Origin of the sequence: Flavivirga rizhaonensis (assembly GCF_004791695.1) — a bacterium.
GTDB classification, from domain to species: Bacteria; Bacteroidota; Bacteroidia; order Flavobacteriales; family Flavobacteriaceae; genus Flavivirga; species Flavivirga rizhaonensis.
In genome coordinates this window covers 171,175-187,548 of the sequence record NZ_SRSO01000003.1, presented here as the reverse complement: position 1 = coordinate 187,548, position 16,374 = coordinate 171,175, and the positions used below count along the sequence as shown (strand labels likewise).

Here is a 16,374-nt window from a genome sequence, read left to right as displayed (position 1 = left end):
TCATGTAAAGCATTGTTTTTTAATGAATTACATGTATTTTGTTTTTAAAAAATAAAGAAAAATAAATAGTAATAACCTTAAAATCAAATATTATGAAAGCCCTAAAAATTACTTTATTCGTAGCACTACTTATGTTAACTTTAGTATCTTGTACAAAACAAGACCTAAACGAAGATGATGTATTAAGAGCAGATGAAAATACTGAAGAAGCAACTAATACTGGTATACCGACTCCTTACACAGGAGGTGATATAGATAACTAATATATAATACAAATTAATTAAGTAAAACTCTGTACAATTATGTATAGAGTTTTTTTTATTCAAAAATATAGATACATTTGAGGAGATCTATTTATTTTTAATAATTCTATATTTTTGAAAACAAGTATAATATATATAATGATATTTTTCACTTGGTACTATTCTTTTGGACAGAAAAACCAAAATTTATATAGAATAGATTCATTAAAACGAACAATCTTAGATTTAAAACCTAGTGATTCTTCTTCAATTGCAGATATCAATTATTCTATAGGAGATTTATATAGAAAAAAAACCAGATTTACTGATAGTGCGTTTATTTATTACTATAATGCGGAAAAAATCTACAGACAGATAGGTAACAACTTTAAGTTAGCTAAAGCATTGTACGGTATTTCAGTTATTTTAAAAAATGAAAAAGAGTTTACAGAAAGTGAAGTGATTTCTGTTCAAATATTAACAATTTTGGAATCATTAGAACAAAATAATGCTGTACTTGAACTTAAATCATATGTTTATAATAATCTTGGAATTGTTTTTAAAGAATTAGATGAATTTAATGAGGCTGTAACATATCATAAAGAATCACTAAAATTAAAAAAGAAAATTGATATAAAGAATAAAGAGTTAATCGTAAATAGTTCTATTATAAACTTAGCAAATACATATAAGAAAGCTGGTAAATATAAATTGGCAATAAGTTATTACGAACAAATTTTAAATAATAAGAATTTAATAAACAAATACCCATATGTCTATTCTTTAGTATTGGATAATTATGCACATACTTTGTATTTAGCTGAAGAATTAGATGAGCTACCTAAGTTATATATTGAAGCGCTAAGGGTAAGTGAAAGTATTAGTAGTCAGGGATATAATTCTATTATAATAAATCAACATTTAGCTGAATATTATCATGATCATAAGAATAAAGATTCAGCTTTATATTATGGTTATAAAGCAAAAGAAATTTCTGAAGAATATCACAACGATGATTTACTTAAGTCGCTTGTCTTACTTTCAAAAATAGAAGATGATAGTATGGCTTTAGTTCATTCTCATGCATACATTAAACTTAATGATAGTCTTCAAAAAAATGAAAGGACAATTCGAGATAAATTTGCCAGAATTCGTTTTGAAACTCAGCAAATAGAACAAGAAAATATTCGAATTGCTAAAGAACGTATGTGGCTTTTAATAATATCTGTGGTACTGATAATTTCAACATTTTTATTATATATGGTTATTACCCAAAGAAATAAAAATAAAGAATTGAAATTTATTCAGAAACAACAAGAAACCAATGAAGAGATTTATAACTTGATGCTATCTCAAAATGAAAGCATAGAGGAAGCAAGAACTTTAGAGAAAAAGCGTATTTCTGAAGAGTTGCATGATGGGGTTTTAGGACGTTTATTCGGTACACGTTTAAACCTGGATAGTTTAAATATGAGCAACAGTGAAGAGGCTATAAAAACCAGAGGGCAATATATAGATGAGCTTAAAATTATAGAGCAGGATATAAGGAAAGTGTCGCATGAGTTAAATACCGATTTTGTTTCTGGATCAGGATTTATAGATATCATAAAAACATTCTTAGAAACACAAACAGCAGCCTATAAGCTTAGTTATAATTTAGAGCATGATGACACGATTCATTGGGATGAAGTACCTAACAAAAATAAAATTCATATATATAGAATTATTCAAGAAGCGCTCCATAATATACACAAACATGCAAATGCAACAGAAGTAAATATTAGTTTTAAATTAAAAAATAATGTAATTTGCCTAATAATGAGTGATGATGGTTCTGGGTTTGATGTTAATAAAGCCAAGTCTGGTATAGGACGAAAGAACATGAATTCCAGGATAAGTGATATAAATGGAAGTATAAATATAATTTCTAAAAAAGATGTAGGAACTACAGTAACCATATACGCCCCAATTACCTAAAACAAAATTTATTATGAGTGAAAAAATAAAAATATTAATGATTGATGACCACCCCATGATTATTGAGGGGTATCAAAACACATTACTTTTTACCAAAAAGGAAAGCCAGGAACTCGAAATTGATATTGCGAATAATTGTGACGAAGCTATTGCTTACATGGATAAATCAATTCAAAATGAAGCGCCTTATAATGTGTTATTCGTTGATATTAGTTTACCACCTTCATCAGATGGATTGATGAGTTCTGGAGAAGATTTAGCAGAATATGCACGCCGAATTTTACCGAAAGCTAAAATTATCATATTAACTATGTTTAATGAGTCTTTTAGAATTCATAATATTATTAAAACGATAGATCCGGAAGGATTTTTAATTAAAAGTGATTTAACATCTAGCGAACTGGCTAGTGCTTTTCAAGCGGTACTTAACAACCCGCCATTTTATAGTGGTACTGTAAATAGTCATATTAGAAAAGCGATTACAAGTGATATCGTTATAGATGATAAAAACAGAAAAATACTTCACCTATTATCTCAAGGGGTAAAAACTAAAAATTTAGCATCCCATTTAGATATTTCTTTAAGTGCAGTTGAAAAAAGGAAGAAACACCTTAGAGATGTCTTTGATGTTAATGACGGACAAGACGAAACGTTATTGAATGAAGCACGAAAAAAAGGCTTCGTTTAAGACTTACGCTCATACAATGTGAGTTTTTTTCTAAAAAAAGCATTTTTTTTTGTTCTGAAAACCATTGATATAGCTCAAAAGTACCATTAACCCGTAAAGGTGTTACGGGTTTCCCGCAGTTCAATTTCAAGGCTTATAAGTATCTTTACATTATCAACACTTCAAAAAATTAATTAATCCCTCAATTTTTTTTGTTGATAATAGCAATTTACAGACCCTATGGAGGTGAGAGACCCATAGGGTTTCTTCTTTTTATAATTCCTGCGACCTGTGCTGAACTTGTTTCAGTAAGGCAGGAATCTCATAATAAAAAGAACTAGGCACTATACACATATTATGAGATACCTTACTTGTTATGATAAAGAGAGTATCCCAATTTCTAGATAGGAACCATTTGTTGTTTTAGATTCTCTCTGTCAATGTCGACGACAGGAGACATCACATAAAAAAGAAATCTGGTAGTATACCTGTACTATGTGATACCTCGCTCGATATGATTAAATGGTGTTATGCTATTACTAGCATTCCAGCTTCTTAAAAACTATTCGTTGTTTAGATATCCTCTGTCATGTCGACGCTAGGAGAGATTACATAATATAACGTAAGTTCGATATATTAAAACTTAGCAATCAGTTGTTTAATTGTTTTAATAAAGAAACTATGTCATTCCGAACGCTACGGAGAGTAAAATATATTTTACTTGAACGTATATAGCGTAGCTATTGAGGAGGAATCCCATCCTTATGAGATTTCTCGTCACTCATGCTTCGCTCTGTCGAAATGACAAACACTTGAAAATCATTGATTTAATATTATTTTTTATAAAAAAATTAAATCAAACTAACGTTAATATAAAAAACTATGTAGCATACTCATACTATGAGAGATCAATATAATTAAAAAACAGGTAACAGTTATGTGGTACCTTACTCGATATAGCGAAGAATGCTATTTAAGTATCCAGTAAAAACCCTATAAAAAAACCTAAGTAAATAATAGCCACAATAAACTTGATAAATGTGGAGGCTATAAAACCAATAAATGAGCCAAAAGCTGCTTTTGTTGCCGTCTTAGAATCGCTTTTGTTTAAAAGTTCGCCTATTAAAGCTCCAACAAAAGGGCCGATAATAATACCGCCTGGAATAGGACTTAAGAGTCCGACTATAAGACCTAGCGTTGTACCAATCATGCCATATTTGGTACCTCCAAATCGTTTGGTACCTATCGCAGGAATAATGTAATCCAGCATCCAAATAAGAATAGCAATTATAAGCGTAATAATTATAAAAGAGTTGCTCATTAATATAGAGTCAACAAAAGAGAGTATAAATAACCCAATCCAACTTGTAAGCGGACCAGGTAATACAGGTAAAAAGCTGCCTACGATACCTAAAATTATAAATAAAGCAGCCATAATAATTAAAATAATATCCATGAAAATATTTATGATTTACAATTGTAAGACGCAGTATTCATGTGATTGTTACAAATTGCTACTTTATAAATATCAAACTTTTAGAATAAAATTGTACATTTCGGTCTCAGTTTTAATCCATGAAACAGATTTGTGTTTTTCTAGTAATTATATTACTTACTTCCTGTGAGTATTTCAATGTGAAAAAAACTTCTTCTGAAGCTATTTTAAATGAAGAATTGCAAACGTTCAATTGGAATGAAGTTGATAAATACCCAACATTTTCTTTGTGTGATTCCTTGTCTAACAAACAAGAAAAAAAACAATGCTTTACAAGTATTTTGACTGGCCATATATTTAAATACCTTCAAGACGAAATTATTGTAGTAACCCAAGATGTTAATGATACGATAGATTTGAAACTTCAAATATCAGATACAGGAGGAATAACCTTATTGGAAACTAAAATAGATAGTCTTACCATACAAGAAATACCAAATATTGATGTGTTGTTAGCTAATAGTTTAAATACGTTGCCCAAAATTTTTCCAGGAATTAAACGAGGACAACAAGTTACTACAGAGTTTATATTACCAATAATTATTAGTGCTAGATAATACTATTTTTTAAATGATCTACCTTTCCATTTATAGGTTTTAAAAAGCGATATAAAAGCCACATAAAAACTAAAGAAAGGATAAACAATAAATCCAAAAATATAGCGTCTTAAAACAGCTTTTTGATTAAAAAAATACGCTGATTTATATATTAAGAAAAAATCGATACTAAATTTTAGTATTAAAATATAACCCCAGATTTTAAAATTAAAAACATTAAAAACATTAAAAACATTAAAAACATTAAAAACATTAAGAATAGCAAGTAATAAAGTAGAAATTAATAAAGCATTCATAAGCAAAACAATAAGCCCGGTAAATTTACCAAACCAATTATTATAAGCACTTGTTTTTGCAGCCCAGCGAATGCGTTGTGATATTAAATCCTTCCAAGATAGTTGTGATTTTGTTTTTACTATGGCTTTGTCACATTTTAAATAATGAAGTTTTTCGGGATATGTTTCAACTACTTTTTCAAGTAGAAAAATATCATCACCACTAGCAATATCCGTATTGCCTTCAAAACCGTTTAATTCTAGAAATAATGACTTTTCATATCCAAAATTAGCACCATTACATAAAAAAGGCTTATTAATACCAAAACCACCAATAGTAGCTCCCTGTAAACTTAAAATATCCAGTAATTGAAATTGATCTAAAAAACTACTGGAATTCATATAGGTAATTGGGGCTGCAATACATTTTGTGTTTGTTTTTTGAATAAATGCATCAAAGCTATTTAACCAATATTTTGGTAGCATACAATCGGCATCGGTTGTTATAATCCATTTATTTTTCGACTGTTTAACAGCCGTTGTTATAGCATCTTTTTTAGGTGAATTAGAAATTCTTTTATTCTTGATGACCTTAATGTCATTTCGAACGTTAGTGAGAAATCTCATAATTAAGCCAACGGAATCATCATCAGAGGTATCATCAACAAAAATAATTTCAAATAAATGACTAGGGTATTCTAACGATTCTATAGATTTTAATAAATTAGGTAAATTTTCTGCTTCATTTCTAAAAGGGATAATAACAGAAAATGTGGTTCTCGAAGACATATCTTCTAATTCAAATAACTTGATTTTATCAAAGCCAAAAACAAAACACCCTATTAAAAACAGATAGCTTATTGTAATAATGATGCTTACTAAAATCATAATGAGTTAGTTTTCTTTAGGCAAATTAAAATTAATGACATAGTAGCTTCCAAAAAGACTTGGTAAAACAAAATTCAACAACCACATAATGGTTATTGTACTTAAAATAGTGATGTCGTTGAAACCCATAACTCCAAATAAATAAATAGCAACACTCCCTTTAATAATAACATCAAATATAAAAATAGAAGGAATTATTGAAGCCAATAAATACATGGAGGTAATGACAATCATAGCATCAAAATATGATATTTCAGTTCCAAAAAGTTGTAATATAAAGTAAAATTGAAACGAAAAAATAAGGTAACGTAACATGGATAAAAACAAAGCAAAAACCAGTGCCTTTTTAGGAAACTCTAAAACAAAATGTTTAATTTTTTTTAAAGAAAACCCTTTAATAGTAAATTTTGTTTTCTGTACTCCATAAATGATTAGAGGAATAATAAGAATCCCTAATAAAAGAAACTGGACAAACTTATAATAACTTATATTAATTTGATATTTAAATACAAAGAAACAAAGGCCAATAACTCCAAAAACAGTGGTGATAAACATTTGTAATACATTCCCCAATAAATTAATTAGAAGAATGCGTTTTCTGTAATTAGAAACGTAATAGATTGCTTTAGCTCCATATTCACCAATCCTATTAGGTGTAAATAATGAAGCCGTTAAAGACCCTAAGCTTTGTTCGAAGGCATTTTTAAAACTTATTTTTTTTATAGAAGAAACCAATATTTGCCATTTTTTAATTTCAAAAAACCAATTAAAAAACGTTAAAAAGAATAATAAAAGGGTATTTTTAAGTGAAAAAATGTCTTTTTTTGATACAAAACCAATAAAAGTGCGAAAATCTAATTCTGGGTTATTTACTAGTTCTTGATATATAAAATAGAAAGCTCCAATAACAATGCTTAATTTAATAAGCCCAAAAAAGAATTGTTTAATTTTGTATGTTAGTTTAAAAATCATATACTGATTATGTATGCAAATTAAATCATTATTACGTTATGACCTGTAATTTTAAAATATATAAGAAAGCCTTTTGCATAATGGTTTTTGTAATGAGCAATTTTATGTCTTCTTCTCAAGGTAATACAAGTACCTTTAAGGCTCAATTTGGATTAGGCTTAAACAGTCCGTCAGAAAGTGGATTTGTTAGTGGTTTTGAAGGGAAGACATCTAACTTTCCAACTGTGAATTTAGGTATACAATATATGTTCAAGCCAGTTCTTGGGGCAAAGTTAGATTATAGCTTTAATAGGATCTCTAACAAAAAAGAGGCACAGGAATTTAAACTTAACTACTCTCGTATCAATTTACAAGCAGTTTATAATGCTAATAGAATATTTAATTTATCCCAAAATAAAGGTGTATTTATTCATGCTGGACCAGGAATCTCAACAGTAAAACCTTTGGGGAATTTTACCCAAAACAAAACGTCATTTGTTAATGTTATGGCAGGGGTGGAATTGCATTTTGGAATTTCAGATAAACTTTCTGTTTATACAGATGTTTCGTATATATATGGGTTTGCAAAAGATTTTGAACCAATATCAGATGGGTTTGGAGCATTTAATGGTAGCCTGTTAACACTAACGGTAGGCGCTTCAATATCGCTGAGCGGTTGTTATTATTGTGAACAAAATGACTAAAGAAAGAATTATTTTAGGTATTGACCCAGGGACAACTATTATGGGATTTGGACTTATTAAGGTGGTTGGGAAAACCATGCAGTTTTTGCAACTTAATGAACTTGATTTAAAAAAGTACGATGATCATTACTTAAAGTTAAAGCTCATTTTTGAACGCACCATTGAACTTATAGACACGCATAATCCTGACGAAATTGCTATTGAGGCACCTTTTTTTGGGAAAAATGTACAAAGTATGCTAAAACTAGGTAGGGCTCAAGGTGTTGCCATGGCAGCAGGTTTAAGTAGAGAAATACCCATTACAGAATACCTTCCTAAAAAGATAAAAATGTCAATAACTGGTAACGGAAATGCTAGTAAAGAGCAAGTTGCTAGAATGTTACAGAGTATGTTGGGATTAAAAACGTTACCTAAAAATTTAGATGCAACAGATGGCCTAGCAGCAGCGGTTTGTCATTTTTATAACTCAGGAAAAGTAAGCGTCGGCAAAAGTTATACTGGGTGGGATGCTTTTGTGAAACAAAATAGCCCCCAAGCCCCCAAAGGAGGAGCAAAAATGGCAACTGTTATAAATCTACGTAAAAAGAAAAATTAGTTCGTTTTTTGAAAAAACAATCAACAAAATTTAAAAGCGCGAGTGAAAACTCCTCCCCTTTGGGGAGGTTGGGAGGGGCTCTCTACATTCACATACCATTTTGTAAACAGGCTTGTTTTTATTGCGATTTTCATTTTTCTACATCATTAAAAAAGAAAGAAGAACTCATTCAGGCTTTAGTAAAAGAGTTAGAAATCAGAAAAGGAGAGCTTGATAATAAAACTATTGAAACCATCTATTTTGGAGGTGGTACTCCAAGTTTGTTAGCAAACGATGAGTTACAAGTATTAATAGATTCGGTTTATAAAAACTATTCGGTAATTGATAATCCAGAAATCACATTAGAAGCAAATCCAGATGATTTAATTGATAACGATGTGTCACCTCGAGCGCAGTCGAGAGGCCTCATTGAGGAGCGTATTTTTGAAAATTATAGAGCTATTGGAATAAACCGACTTAGCATTGGTATCCAATCTTTTTTTGAAGATGATTTAAAAAGTATGAATCGCGCTCATAATTCTGAAGAAGCTAAGAAGTGTTTGCAACTTGCAACGCAATATTTTGATAATATAACTATTGATCTTATTTACGGTATTCCCAGTATGAGTTTGGAAAAATGGAATGAGAATCTAGAAATAGCTTTTAGTTATGGTGTTAACCATATCTCTAGTTATGCCCTGACCGTTGAGCCTAAAACAGCACTTGATAGTTTTATAAAAAAAGGCAAGTACCTTCCCATTGATGAAACATTGGCTTTAGAGCATTTTAATCATTTAATTGATAAAACTAAAGCCGAAGGTTTTGTACATTATGAAATCTCGAATTTTGGAAAACCTGATTATTTTTCAAAACACAATACTAGCTATTGGCAAGGGAAGCCTTATATAGGGATAGGACCTTCTGCGCATTCATTCAATAGTAACCAGCGCAGCTGGAATGTGTCAAATAATTCTAAGTATATACAATCCATTCAAAATAATGTGCTACCAAATACAATTGAAACACTTTCTAAAAAAGATAAGTATAATGAGTACATTATGACTGGCTTACGAACCATTTGGGGCGTATCGTTAAATAAAATAGAAAAAGAGTTTGGAGAAGTTTTTTTTCAGCATTTAAAAGCGTCATCAGAAAAATATATAAAAAATGGATTACTTATTATTTCTAGTAATTTTGATACGCATCAAAATCGTATAAACATATTAAAAACAACACAAAAAGGGAAATTTTTGGTTGATGGAATCGCTTCGGAATTATTCATCTTAGATTCGTTTTAGAGTCTTAATTAAATGAACTCATCTTGACTTTTTGTTTTTAACCGAAAATGAGAGAAAATTTGTTCAGATGAGGCATTGTTTGCAAGGTATAGTAGTGCTAAGCATAAAAAAAGCAACAAAACATGGGCGAATTTTAGCCATTTTTTAGGAAATAGAAAAAGGCAAGATGAGTTCAATAACAAAATCCAGAATTAAAAACTTATATTTGAAGAGATAGTATCTTAATTAAAAGATGCTGAGATAAATTCAGCATAAATGATTGCAACAATACAATATAACTCAAAAAAACTTCAAATAGATTTATCATTGCCTATTGATATTTCAATACCACTCAGGGCATCAAAAAGTAATGTAAATGCGTGGTACATAGATGCACCTGTTATTGAGCCAGCTAAAGATGGTGAGCGGGTTGTTAGTGTAGAAGAAGGTGCTTGTGTTAATTTTAATAATATTTCTTTTAACCCACATGCCCATGGGACACATACCGAATGCGTGGGACATATTACTAAAAAAGTACACTCGGTAAATAAGAATTTAAAGCAATTTTTCTTTTTAGCAGAGGTCATAACCGTAGCTCCGGAAAAATTAAACGATGACTTTGTTATTTCTAAAAAACAATTACGGTTTGCCATTGGAAGTAAAAAAAGAGATGCTATTATCATAAGAACGATTCCTAACACCAAAGAGAAACTAACAGCTCAATATTCGCATACAAACCCACCTTATTTATTAGAAGATGCAGCTATTTATTTGTGTGAAAAAGACGTTAAACATTTATTGATAGATATGCCTAGTGTAGATAAAGAGAAGGATGAATGTACGCTATTGGCTCACAATGCCTTCTGGAATACCAAAGGTAAAATAAGGCTGGATGCAACAATAACAGAATTCATTTTTGTGCCAAACATTGTTGAAGATGGGATGTATTTTTTAAACCTTCATATAGCACCGTTTGAAAATGATGCATCCCCTAGTAAACCCATTTTGTATAAAATTATGAGCTAAACATAGGACTTATAGGCAAACAATATTTATGGAAGCATTTTTAGGAATTATAATAGGCGTTTTAATTACTTTAGGAATTGTTACTTACTTTAAGTCATTTAAGAAAAAACAATTAGTAAAATCTCAATCGGTATTACTCTTAAATAAAATAAAAACAGTTTGTAAATTTATAACGGTTGAAGGTGATTTTGCAGAGATATATCATTATGAAGATGTTAAAGAGCGCTTTTTAAAATTGATTTCCAGTAAAAAGAAAGCTCTGGTAGTTGTAAATGCAAAAGCCTATGTTGGCTATGATTTATCAAAAATTGAATTGGTAGCAGATAATAATAAAAAGAAAATTTTATTACAACACTTTCCACAGCCAGAAGTGTTATCAATAGAAACCAATTTAAATTATTATGATAAATCGGATGGTTTATTTAATAAATTTGAAGCGACAGATTTAACCGATCTGCATAACGAAGCCAAATTACATATCGAAGATAAAATTCCAGAAAGTGGTCTTATTCAGATAGCTCAAAAAGAAGCATTAGAAACTATTTTGCTTATGGAAACAATAGTAGAAACAATAGGTTGGAAATTAGACTATTCAGCATTAAAAATTGAAGAGAAACCTGTTAAAAAACTTCAGTAATGACCGAGGCCTGAATAGGCTGTAGCTTATCATTCCTGCAAAAGCAGGAATCTATTAACAACCCAATAGTTTCGATGAAGAAAATATTTATTGTAGTTTATCCTGAGCTTTTTGACTGTGCTCAACTTGATTGGGTATGAAGCGAGCGAAATACCTCTATGGCTCTGCGAGGATAGTTCGTTTCAAGAAATTCTTTATTGAAAGATAGAAAAAATAAAAAATGCATATAGATCAATTACGCGAATATTGTTTAAGTAAAAAAGGCACGACAGAAGAGTTTCCCTTTGATGAAGAAACACTTGTTTTTAAAGTACTAGGGAAAATGTTCGTGTTAACTTCATTAAAACGTTGGGAATCTGGTGAAGCATCTATAAATTTAAAGGCAGATCCAGAATATTCCGAAGAACTTCGCGCCGAAAATAATAGTATTCGTCCAGGTTTTCATATGAGTAAAAAACATTGGAATACCCTATACCTTCATGAGGGTGAGTTACAACCTAAATTAGTATGTCATCTTATAGACCATTCTTATGATATGGTAGTCAAAGGGATGACAAAAAAGATGAGAGATAGCTTGCTAGGCATGTGAAAAATAGCTAATTATTAGAAGTGTATCTTTTTTGTTGTATATTTAGATACTCTCGATCTCCATTTTATCTATTAATAACGCACAAATTTATAGGTTGCCCTAATCCATTTTAGCTCCATAATCTTAAAGTTGTATTGACTAATTCAAATATATTAACTTTAAATTTTTAACAGATTATGAAAACAACCAACCAAATTTTTACAGCTGTTTTAACAGTATTATTATTGTTAAGTCCAGCCATTCTTTTTGCTCAAGAAGAAGCTCCAAAACGTCCTGAATTTATAGCCGTAACGACCATGCATTGGAACATGGATATGGAAGATTTTGATATGGAAACATGGAAAGCCATTGAAAAAGAATTTTTAGACAAAGTAACCATGAAAAATGAATTCATCATGGGATCATCTACTTACTTGCATTTATTTACCGCAGACAACACGGAACTAGTTTATGTGCAAACATTTGCCTCGTGGGAAGACATGGGGAAATTCGGTGACAGAAATACTGAATTAATTAAAGAAGCATGGCCAGATGAAGCAGCTAGAAAAGCGTTTATGAAAAAGCGGATGGCATATTATGCAGATGAGCATTCTGACGAAATTTATGCAACGATGCCTGGTGCTAAGTTTATGGCTGAAAAACCAACCAAGGATATGGTTACTTACGTAAGGAAAAATCATTTTTCATTTCCAGAAGATGGTACGCAAAAAGAGTTTATGGCGTTAAAAAAGGAAGGGTTTGATGCCATAATTAATAAAAATGAACATATAAAAGCATATTATCCGCATGTTCATGCTTGGGGCTCAGACAGAACAGAGTATCTGGAAGCATTCTTCTTAGATTCCATGGCAGATTTAGATAAAATGTATGATAGAAATGAGGAGCTTATGAAGGAAGCATTTCCTGATGAAGAAGTCAGAAAGACCAAAGGAAAAGCTTGGAGAAACTATTTTACTGGTGTACATGGAGACTATTTATACACATGGGTACACGGTCTTTCTAAATAGTTTTTATAAGTAATATTAAAAAGGGATCTAAAAAAAATGGCTCGTCATTACGAGGAGAAAATCGACGTGGTAATCTTTGAATTGAACCTAAGATTGAACAGATTATTACGACTTTTGCAAAGTCTCACAATGATAGCATAAGACTTTTAGATCCCTTTTTTGTTTATGGACACTCCTAATTTGTAGAACCTTTTATTAAAACGTATTATTGCAAAAACTAAAAGTAAAGCATGAGTGTATTACAAACATTACAGGAAAGAAGCAACAATGCCTGCGAGTTATGTACTTCTACGGAAGACTTAAAGCAATATACTATCCCACCATCGTTAAATGAAAACGTGGCTAACGATATCCTGGTTTGTAAAACCTGTTTAGATCAAATTGAAGGCCAGACAGATATGGATGTCAACCATTGGAGGTGTTTAAACGATAGTATGTGGAGTGAGCATGTTGCTGTGCAAATAATGGCATGGAGAATGCTTCAAAGATTGCGTCATGAAGGATGGCCACAAGATTTGTTAGATATGATGTACTTGGATGATGAGGCTTTAGCCTTGGCAAGAGTAACTGGAGAGCATGAAGATGCAGCAAACAAGGTCATTCATAGAGATGTAAATGGTGTTATTTTAGAATCTGGAGACTCCGTGGTGTTAGTAAAAGATTTAAAAGTTAAAGGATCTAGTATGGTAGCAAAACAAGGTACCGCCGTTAGAAATATTCGTTTAGATCGTGAGAATGCAGAATTTATTGAAGGCAAAGTGGGGGCGCAACAAATAGTAATTATTACCAAATACGTAAAGAAACTTTAATAGAGGGTTGTAATTTGTGTCTAAATATTGTAGACCGAATCAATAGCATAAGCTATAAAGTATTAATTCTAAAGAAGGGATCTCTACTCTAGATCTAAATTTTCGATATCCAGACGCATATTAATCATATGTTTTTTGAATCCTGCTTTTTCATAGGCTTTAATAGCGGGAGCGTTATCTTCATAAACATCTAGCCTAATTTCATAAATATTTCGTGCTTTGCACCACTCTAATAAGGTATCAATAATCATTTTGTTTAATCCTTTGCCCCTATGTGTTTCAGAAACAAACATAAAACCTAAGTACCCCTGATAAACATGTTTTAAATAATGCCTATCCGTTTTAATTTCGGCATACCCAGAAGCAATAATATCTCCATTAGATTCTGCTACAAAAACTTCAGAATTCGGGCTTGTTATTAATTCATTTATATCATAATAATAAATACCTCCATCTTTTATTGTAGGGTCAAAAGGGCGTTCTGAAACAATAATCCCTTGCTCAAATTCTAATAAAAGAGGTAGATCATTTAATGTAGCTTTTCTTATAATTACAGACATCGTTTAGCTGGATGTGTCGGCAATAATTTTCCACTTACCGTCAATTTTTTTAAAGATAACCATGAAAATACCATCAGCGTTTCCAACTTCACGTTTTAAATGATATTCACCCATAACATAATAAGCACCTTCAGCTATTTTAGTGATAGCATTTATTTTAAAGTTTAATTTCCCTGTATGATCTTCTGTAGGATAAGCCCTTTTGTATCTATCTAAAGTGTTTTCCCAACCGTGAGTTACACCATTACTTCCATAAAATTTAAGAGAATCACTTTTCCAATAACTTTCCATGAACTCTTCAATATTATTATCAGACCATGCAATGCGTTGTTTTTTCAATACTTTAAGGATGGCCTTTTTGTCTTTCTCTTCAGAAGTTTGAGAATAGCCATTAAAAATAGAAACTAAACAAAATAATAATACTAATTTTTTCATTATTGATCAATTAAAGCGTTTTTATAAGGGTAAAAGTAACGAAATCTTGAAATTAATAGCTACTTGTCGATAAAATTGACACAGAAAATTTTTTTATCTAAGGTTGAAACCGGTTGATCGAAAAAATGATATTTTAATTTTCAGTTTTTATACTTTTGATTCGTTATCAGTTGATTAGTCTTCCCCTCAAGTCTGTCATTCAACAATTTAAAAAATTTATAATTATGGATTTAACAATTTCAAACTGCAACAATTTTTTCAAAATTAAAGGCATTCTAAATAGAAATAATTTAGAGGTGTTTCAAAATGAATTTAATAATATTTTTGAAAGGGTAAATAATCTTACCATTAGTATCCAAGATGTTGAAAGTATGGATCGTTATGGCGTTAAAGCTTTTGCAGCACTTCATAATGAAGCCATTCAAAAAAATAAAAACTTATCGATTATTGGTCTAGGTTGTAAAGACTTATATAATCATTTCAAAGCGGAAAACGCTGCGTAGAATCAGAAGGCGTTTTTTTGATGTTTGAAAAAAGCATCCGCTTGAAGCTGCATTAGTTCTCTCACTTTTTTGCGCTTGTAGGTGTATAATTCGTCTTCTTTTTCTATGTCATTATAAATACGATCGTTTATAGCATGATCAGTTTTTAATAAAGCCTCTCTTTGGTTTTTGTTTTGAAGGACATTAGTTTTAATAGCAGTTTCCTGATCTTCTAATCTAAAATCATAGGCGCTTTTAGGAGATAATAGCTTTGCTAAAATAGGAGACGTTTCGATTGCTAAGAACAACAAGAATATAAAAAAGGAAGGTAGCCAAGGTAACTTTCCCAATGCGTTTACACGGGCCATTAAGCCATCAAAATTATTGATAATGGGTTGTGTAGACACAATTTGAGTTTCATAATCACCTTTAAGCGTTGCAATTTGAGTTTCTGCAGCAGTGATTTTGGCTTTATTTTCAGCTTTTAGTTGTTGCAATTCTGCTAACAAGGCATCATGCTTTTCTCTTTTCTCTTTATATACTGGGCCTTTTCCTAATAATTTAGTTCCTGCAGTTCCCTCTGCTTCAGCTATGTAAGTATCGTATAGTGCGTTTACTTCGGTTTCTTTGGTGTTTATTTGTTGTCGTAAAGCTGTAATGTTGTTATTTAAGCTCTCAATGGTAGGTGTGAATTGTTCGGCAATTTGATTTTTATTTGCTAAGGTTAGTTCATTCTTTTGTTCTAATAATACCTGATTGATTTCTTTTTCAAAAATTTTCAATTCAAGTGGTTTAGAAATAACAATGGCAATAATAACAGCTAATATTATTCTAGGAGATGCTTGTATAAGTTCATCTGTTATACTTCCTGTTTTTTTAATAGTAGAAACGATATATCTGTCTAAATTAAAAATAAGCAAACCCCAAATGAAACCAAAGGCAATAGCGATAAAGAGGTTGTCGAAGACAGTATAAAGAGCATAACTAGCTGCTATAAAGGCCATAATTGCAGTAAAAAAAACAGTAGCGCCTATACCTGCATATTTATTTTGTTCCCCTGTAGAACATTTGTCTAAAATATCGGTATCAGAGCCCGAGCAGATAATAAAAAATTGCTTTAACATGGTGCGATTTATTTTGATTGACTGACTATTAGAACGAAAAGCCAACCAATTTGTTACATGATTTTACATAAAAGATCAATATCTCACCTATATTAGAT

19 protein-coding genes are annotated in these 16,374 nt (G+C 30.8%); 13 read left to right on the top strand and 6 right to left on the bottom strand.

Going from position 1 to position 16,374, the window contains the following annotated elements:
• The first annotated feature begins 92 nt into the window (after positions 1-92).
• From EM932_RS20810 to EM932_RS03575, 3 genes are all read left to right on the top strand, one after another.
• A complete protein-coding gene (locus EM932_RS20810) occupies positions 93-263 on the top strand; it encodes a hypothetical protein (RefSeq protein ID WP_170179710.1) in 171 nt (56 codons plus the stop codon).
• Positions 264-401: 138 nt separating this feature from the next.
• Positions 402-2,219 carry a tetratricopeptide repeat-containing sensor histidine kinase gene (locus tag EM932_RS03580; RefSeq protein ID WP_135875565.1) on the top strand — a complete coding sequence of 606 codons (1,818 nt, stop codon included), beginning with the start codon at positions 402-404 and terminating at the stop codon, positions 2,217-2,219.
• A gap of 13 nt (positions 2,220-2,232) precedes the next feature.
• Positions 2,233-2,907: a response regulator gene (locus EM932_RS03575; RefSeq protein ID WP_135875563.1), complete on the top strand. Its 675-nt coding sequence runs from the start codon at positions 2,233-2,235 to the stop codon at positions 2,905-2,907.
• Between the two features lie 952 nt (positions 2,908-3,859).
• Here the strand turns inward: EM932_RS03575 and EM932_RS03570 are convergent.
• Entirely contained in the window at positions 3,860-4,342 is a 483-nt protein-coding gene (locus EM932_RS03570; RefSeq protein ID WP_135875561.1) for a DUF456 domain-containing protein, read from the bottom strand.
• Positions 4,343-4,521: 179 nt separating this feature from the next.
• Between EM932_RS03570 and EM932_RS03565 the strand changes: the two genes are divergently transcribed.
• Positions 4,522-4,938, top strand: coding sequence for a hypothetical protein (locus EM932_RS03565; RefSeq protein WP_246040877.1), 417 nt, complete (start codon positions 4,522-4,524; stop codon positions 4,936-4,938).
• Between the two features lie 2 nt (positions 4,939-4,940).
• Here the strand turns inward: EM932_RS03565 and EM932_RS03560 are convergent, their stop codons facing one another.
• On the bottom strand, positions 4,941-6,101 hold the full coding sequence (locus tag EM932_RS03560) for a glycosyltransferase (RefSeq protein WP_135875557.1): 1,161 nt from the start codon (positions 6,099-6,101) through the stop codon (positions 4,941-4,943).
• Positions 6,102-6,107: 6 nt separating this feature from the next.
• Complete coding sequence (locus tag EM932_RS03555; protein ID WP_135875555.1) at positions 6,108-7,073, bottom strand: lysylphosphatidylglycerol synthase domain-containing protein; 966 nt, start codon at positions 7,071-7,073, stop codon at positions 6,108-6,110.
• Positions 7,074-7,153: 80 nt separating this feature from the next.
• Between EM932_RS03555 and EM932_RS03550 the strand changes: the two genes are divergently transcribed.
• The 8 genes from EM932_RS03550 (at position 7,154) to EM932_RS03515 (ending at position 13,675) form a co-directional block, all read left to right on the top strand.
• Positions 7,154-7,756 (top strand): outer membrane beta-barrel protein, encoded by a 603-nt coding sequence (locus tag EM932_RS03550; RefSeq protein ID WP_246040875.1) that lies wholly within the window; start codon positions 7,154-7,156, stop codon positions 7,754-7,756.
• Positions 7,749-8,351 carry a crossover junction endodeoxyribonuclease RuvC gene (gene ruvC, locus EM932_RS03545; RefSeq protein ID WP_246040873.1) on the top strand — a complete coding sequence of 201 codons (603 nt, stop codon included), beginning with the start codon at positions 7,749-7,751 and terminating at the stop codon, positions 8,349-8,351. The genes EM932_RS03550 and ruvC overlap by 8 nt, the downstream gene beginning before the upstream one ends.
• Before the next feature lie 68 nt (positions 8,352-8,419).
• The gene (hemW, locus tag EM932_RS03540) at positions 8,420-9,628 is read left to right on the top strand and encodes a radical SAM family heme chaperone HemW (RefSeq protein WP_135875624.1); all 1,209 of its coding nucleotides are present in this window, start codon (positions 8,420-8,422) and stop codon (positions 9,626-9,628) included.
• Positions 9,629-9,883: 255 nt separating this feature from the next.
• Positions 9,884-10,633 carry a cyclase family protein gene (locus tag EM932_RS03535; protein WP_135875551.1) on the top strand — a complete coding sequence of 250 codons (750 nt, stop codon included), beginning with the start codon at positions 9,884-9,886 and terminating at the stop codon, positions 10,631-10,633.
• 28 nt (positions 10,634-10,661) lie between these two features.
• Positions 10,662-11,270, top strand: a complete 609-nt coding sequence (locus EM932_RS03530) for a DUF4230 domain-containing protein (RefSeq protein ID WP_135875549.1) — start codon at positions 10,662-10,664, stop codon at positions 11,268-11,270.
• Positions 11,271-11,490: 220 nt separating this feature from the next.
• A complete protein-coding gene (locus tag EM932_RS03525) occupies positions 11,491-11,859 on the top strand; it encodes an MmcQ/YjbR family DNA-binding protein (RefSeq protein WP_135875547.1) in 369 nt (122 codons plus the stop codon).
• A 176-nt stretch (positions 11,860-12,035) separates the two neighbouring features.
• Positions 12,036-12,866, top strand: a complete 831-nt coding sequence (locus tag EM932_RS03520; protein WP_135875545.1) for a hypothetical protein — start codon at positions 12,036-12,038, stop codon at positions 12,864-12,866.
• Between the two features lie 230 nt (positions 12,867-13,096).
• The gene (locus tag EM932_RS03515) at positions 13,097-13,675 is read left to right on the top strand and encodes a PhnA domain-containing protein (RefSeq protein WP_135875543.1); all 579 of its coding nucleotides are present in this window, start codon (positions 13,097-13,099) and stop codon (positions 13,673-13,675) included.
• An 83-nt stretch (positions 13,676-13,758) separates the two neighbouring features.
• Here the strand turns inward: EM932_RS03515 and EM932_RS03510 are convergent, their stop codons facing one another.
• Positions 13,759-14,235: a GNAT family N-acetyltransferase gene (locus EM932_RS03510; protein WP_135875541.1), complete on the bottom strand. Its 477-nt coding sequence runs from the start codon at positions 14,233-14,235 to the stop codon at positions 13,759-13,761.
• Between the two features lie 3 nt (positions 14,236-14,238).
• Positions 14,239-14,670: a YybH family protein gene (locus tag EM932_RS03505; protein ID WP_135875540.1), complete on the bottom strand. Its 432-nt coding sequence runs from the start codon at positions 14,668-14,670 to the stop codon at positions 14,239-14,241.
• A gap of 224 nt (positions 14,671-14,894) precedes the next feature.
• On the opposite strand from EM932_RS03505, the gene EM932_RS03500 reads away from it, so the two are divergent.
• Positions 14,895-15,173 (top strand): hypothetical protein, encoded by a 279-nt coding sequence (locus EM932_RS03500; protein WP_135875538.1) that lies wholly within the window; start codon positions 14,895-14,897, stop codon positions 15,171-15,173.
• 2 nt (positions 15,174-15,175) lie between these two features.
• Here EM932_RS03500 and EM932_RS03495 read toward each other — a convergent pair whose 3' ends face one another.
• The gene (locus tag EM932_RS03495; protein ID WP_135875536.1) at positions 15,176-16,276 is read right to left on the bottom strand and encodes a DUF4407 domain-containing protein; all 1,101 of its coding nucleotides are present in this window, start codon (positions 16,274-16,276) and stop codon (positions 15,176-15,178) included.
• Between the last annotated feature and the right edge of the window lie 98 nt (positions 16,277-16,374).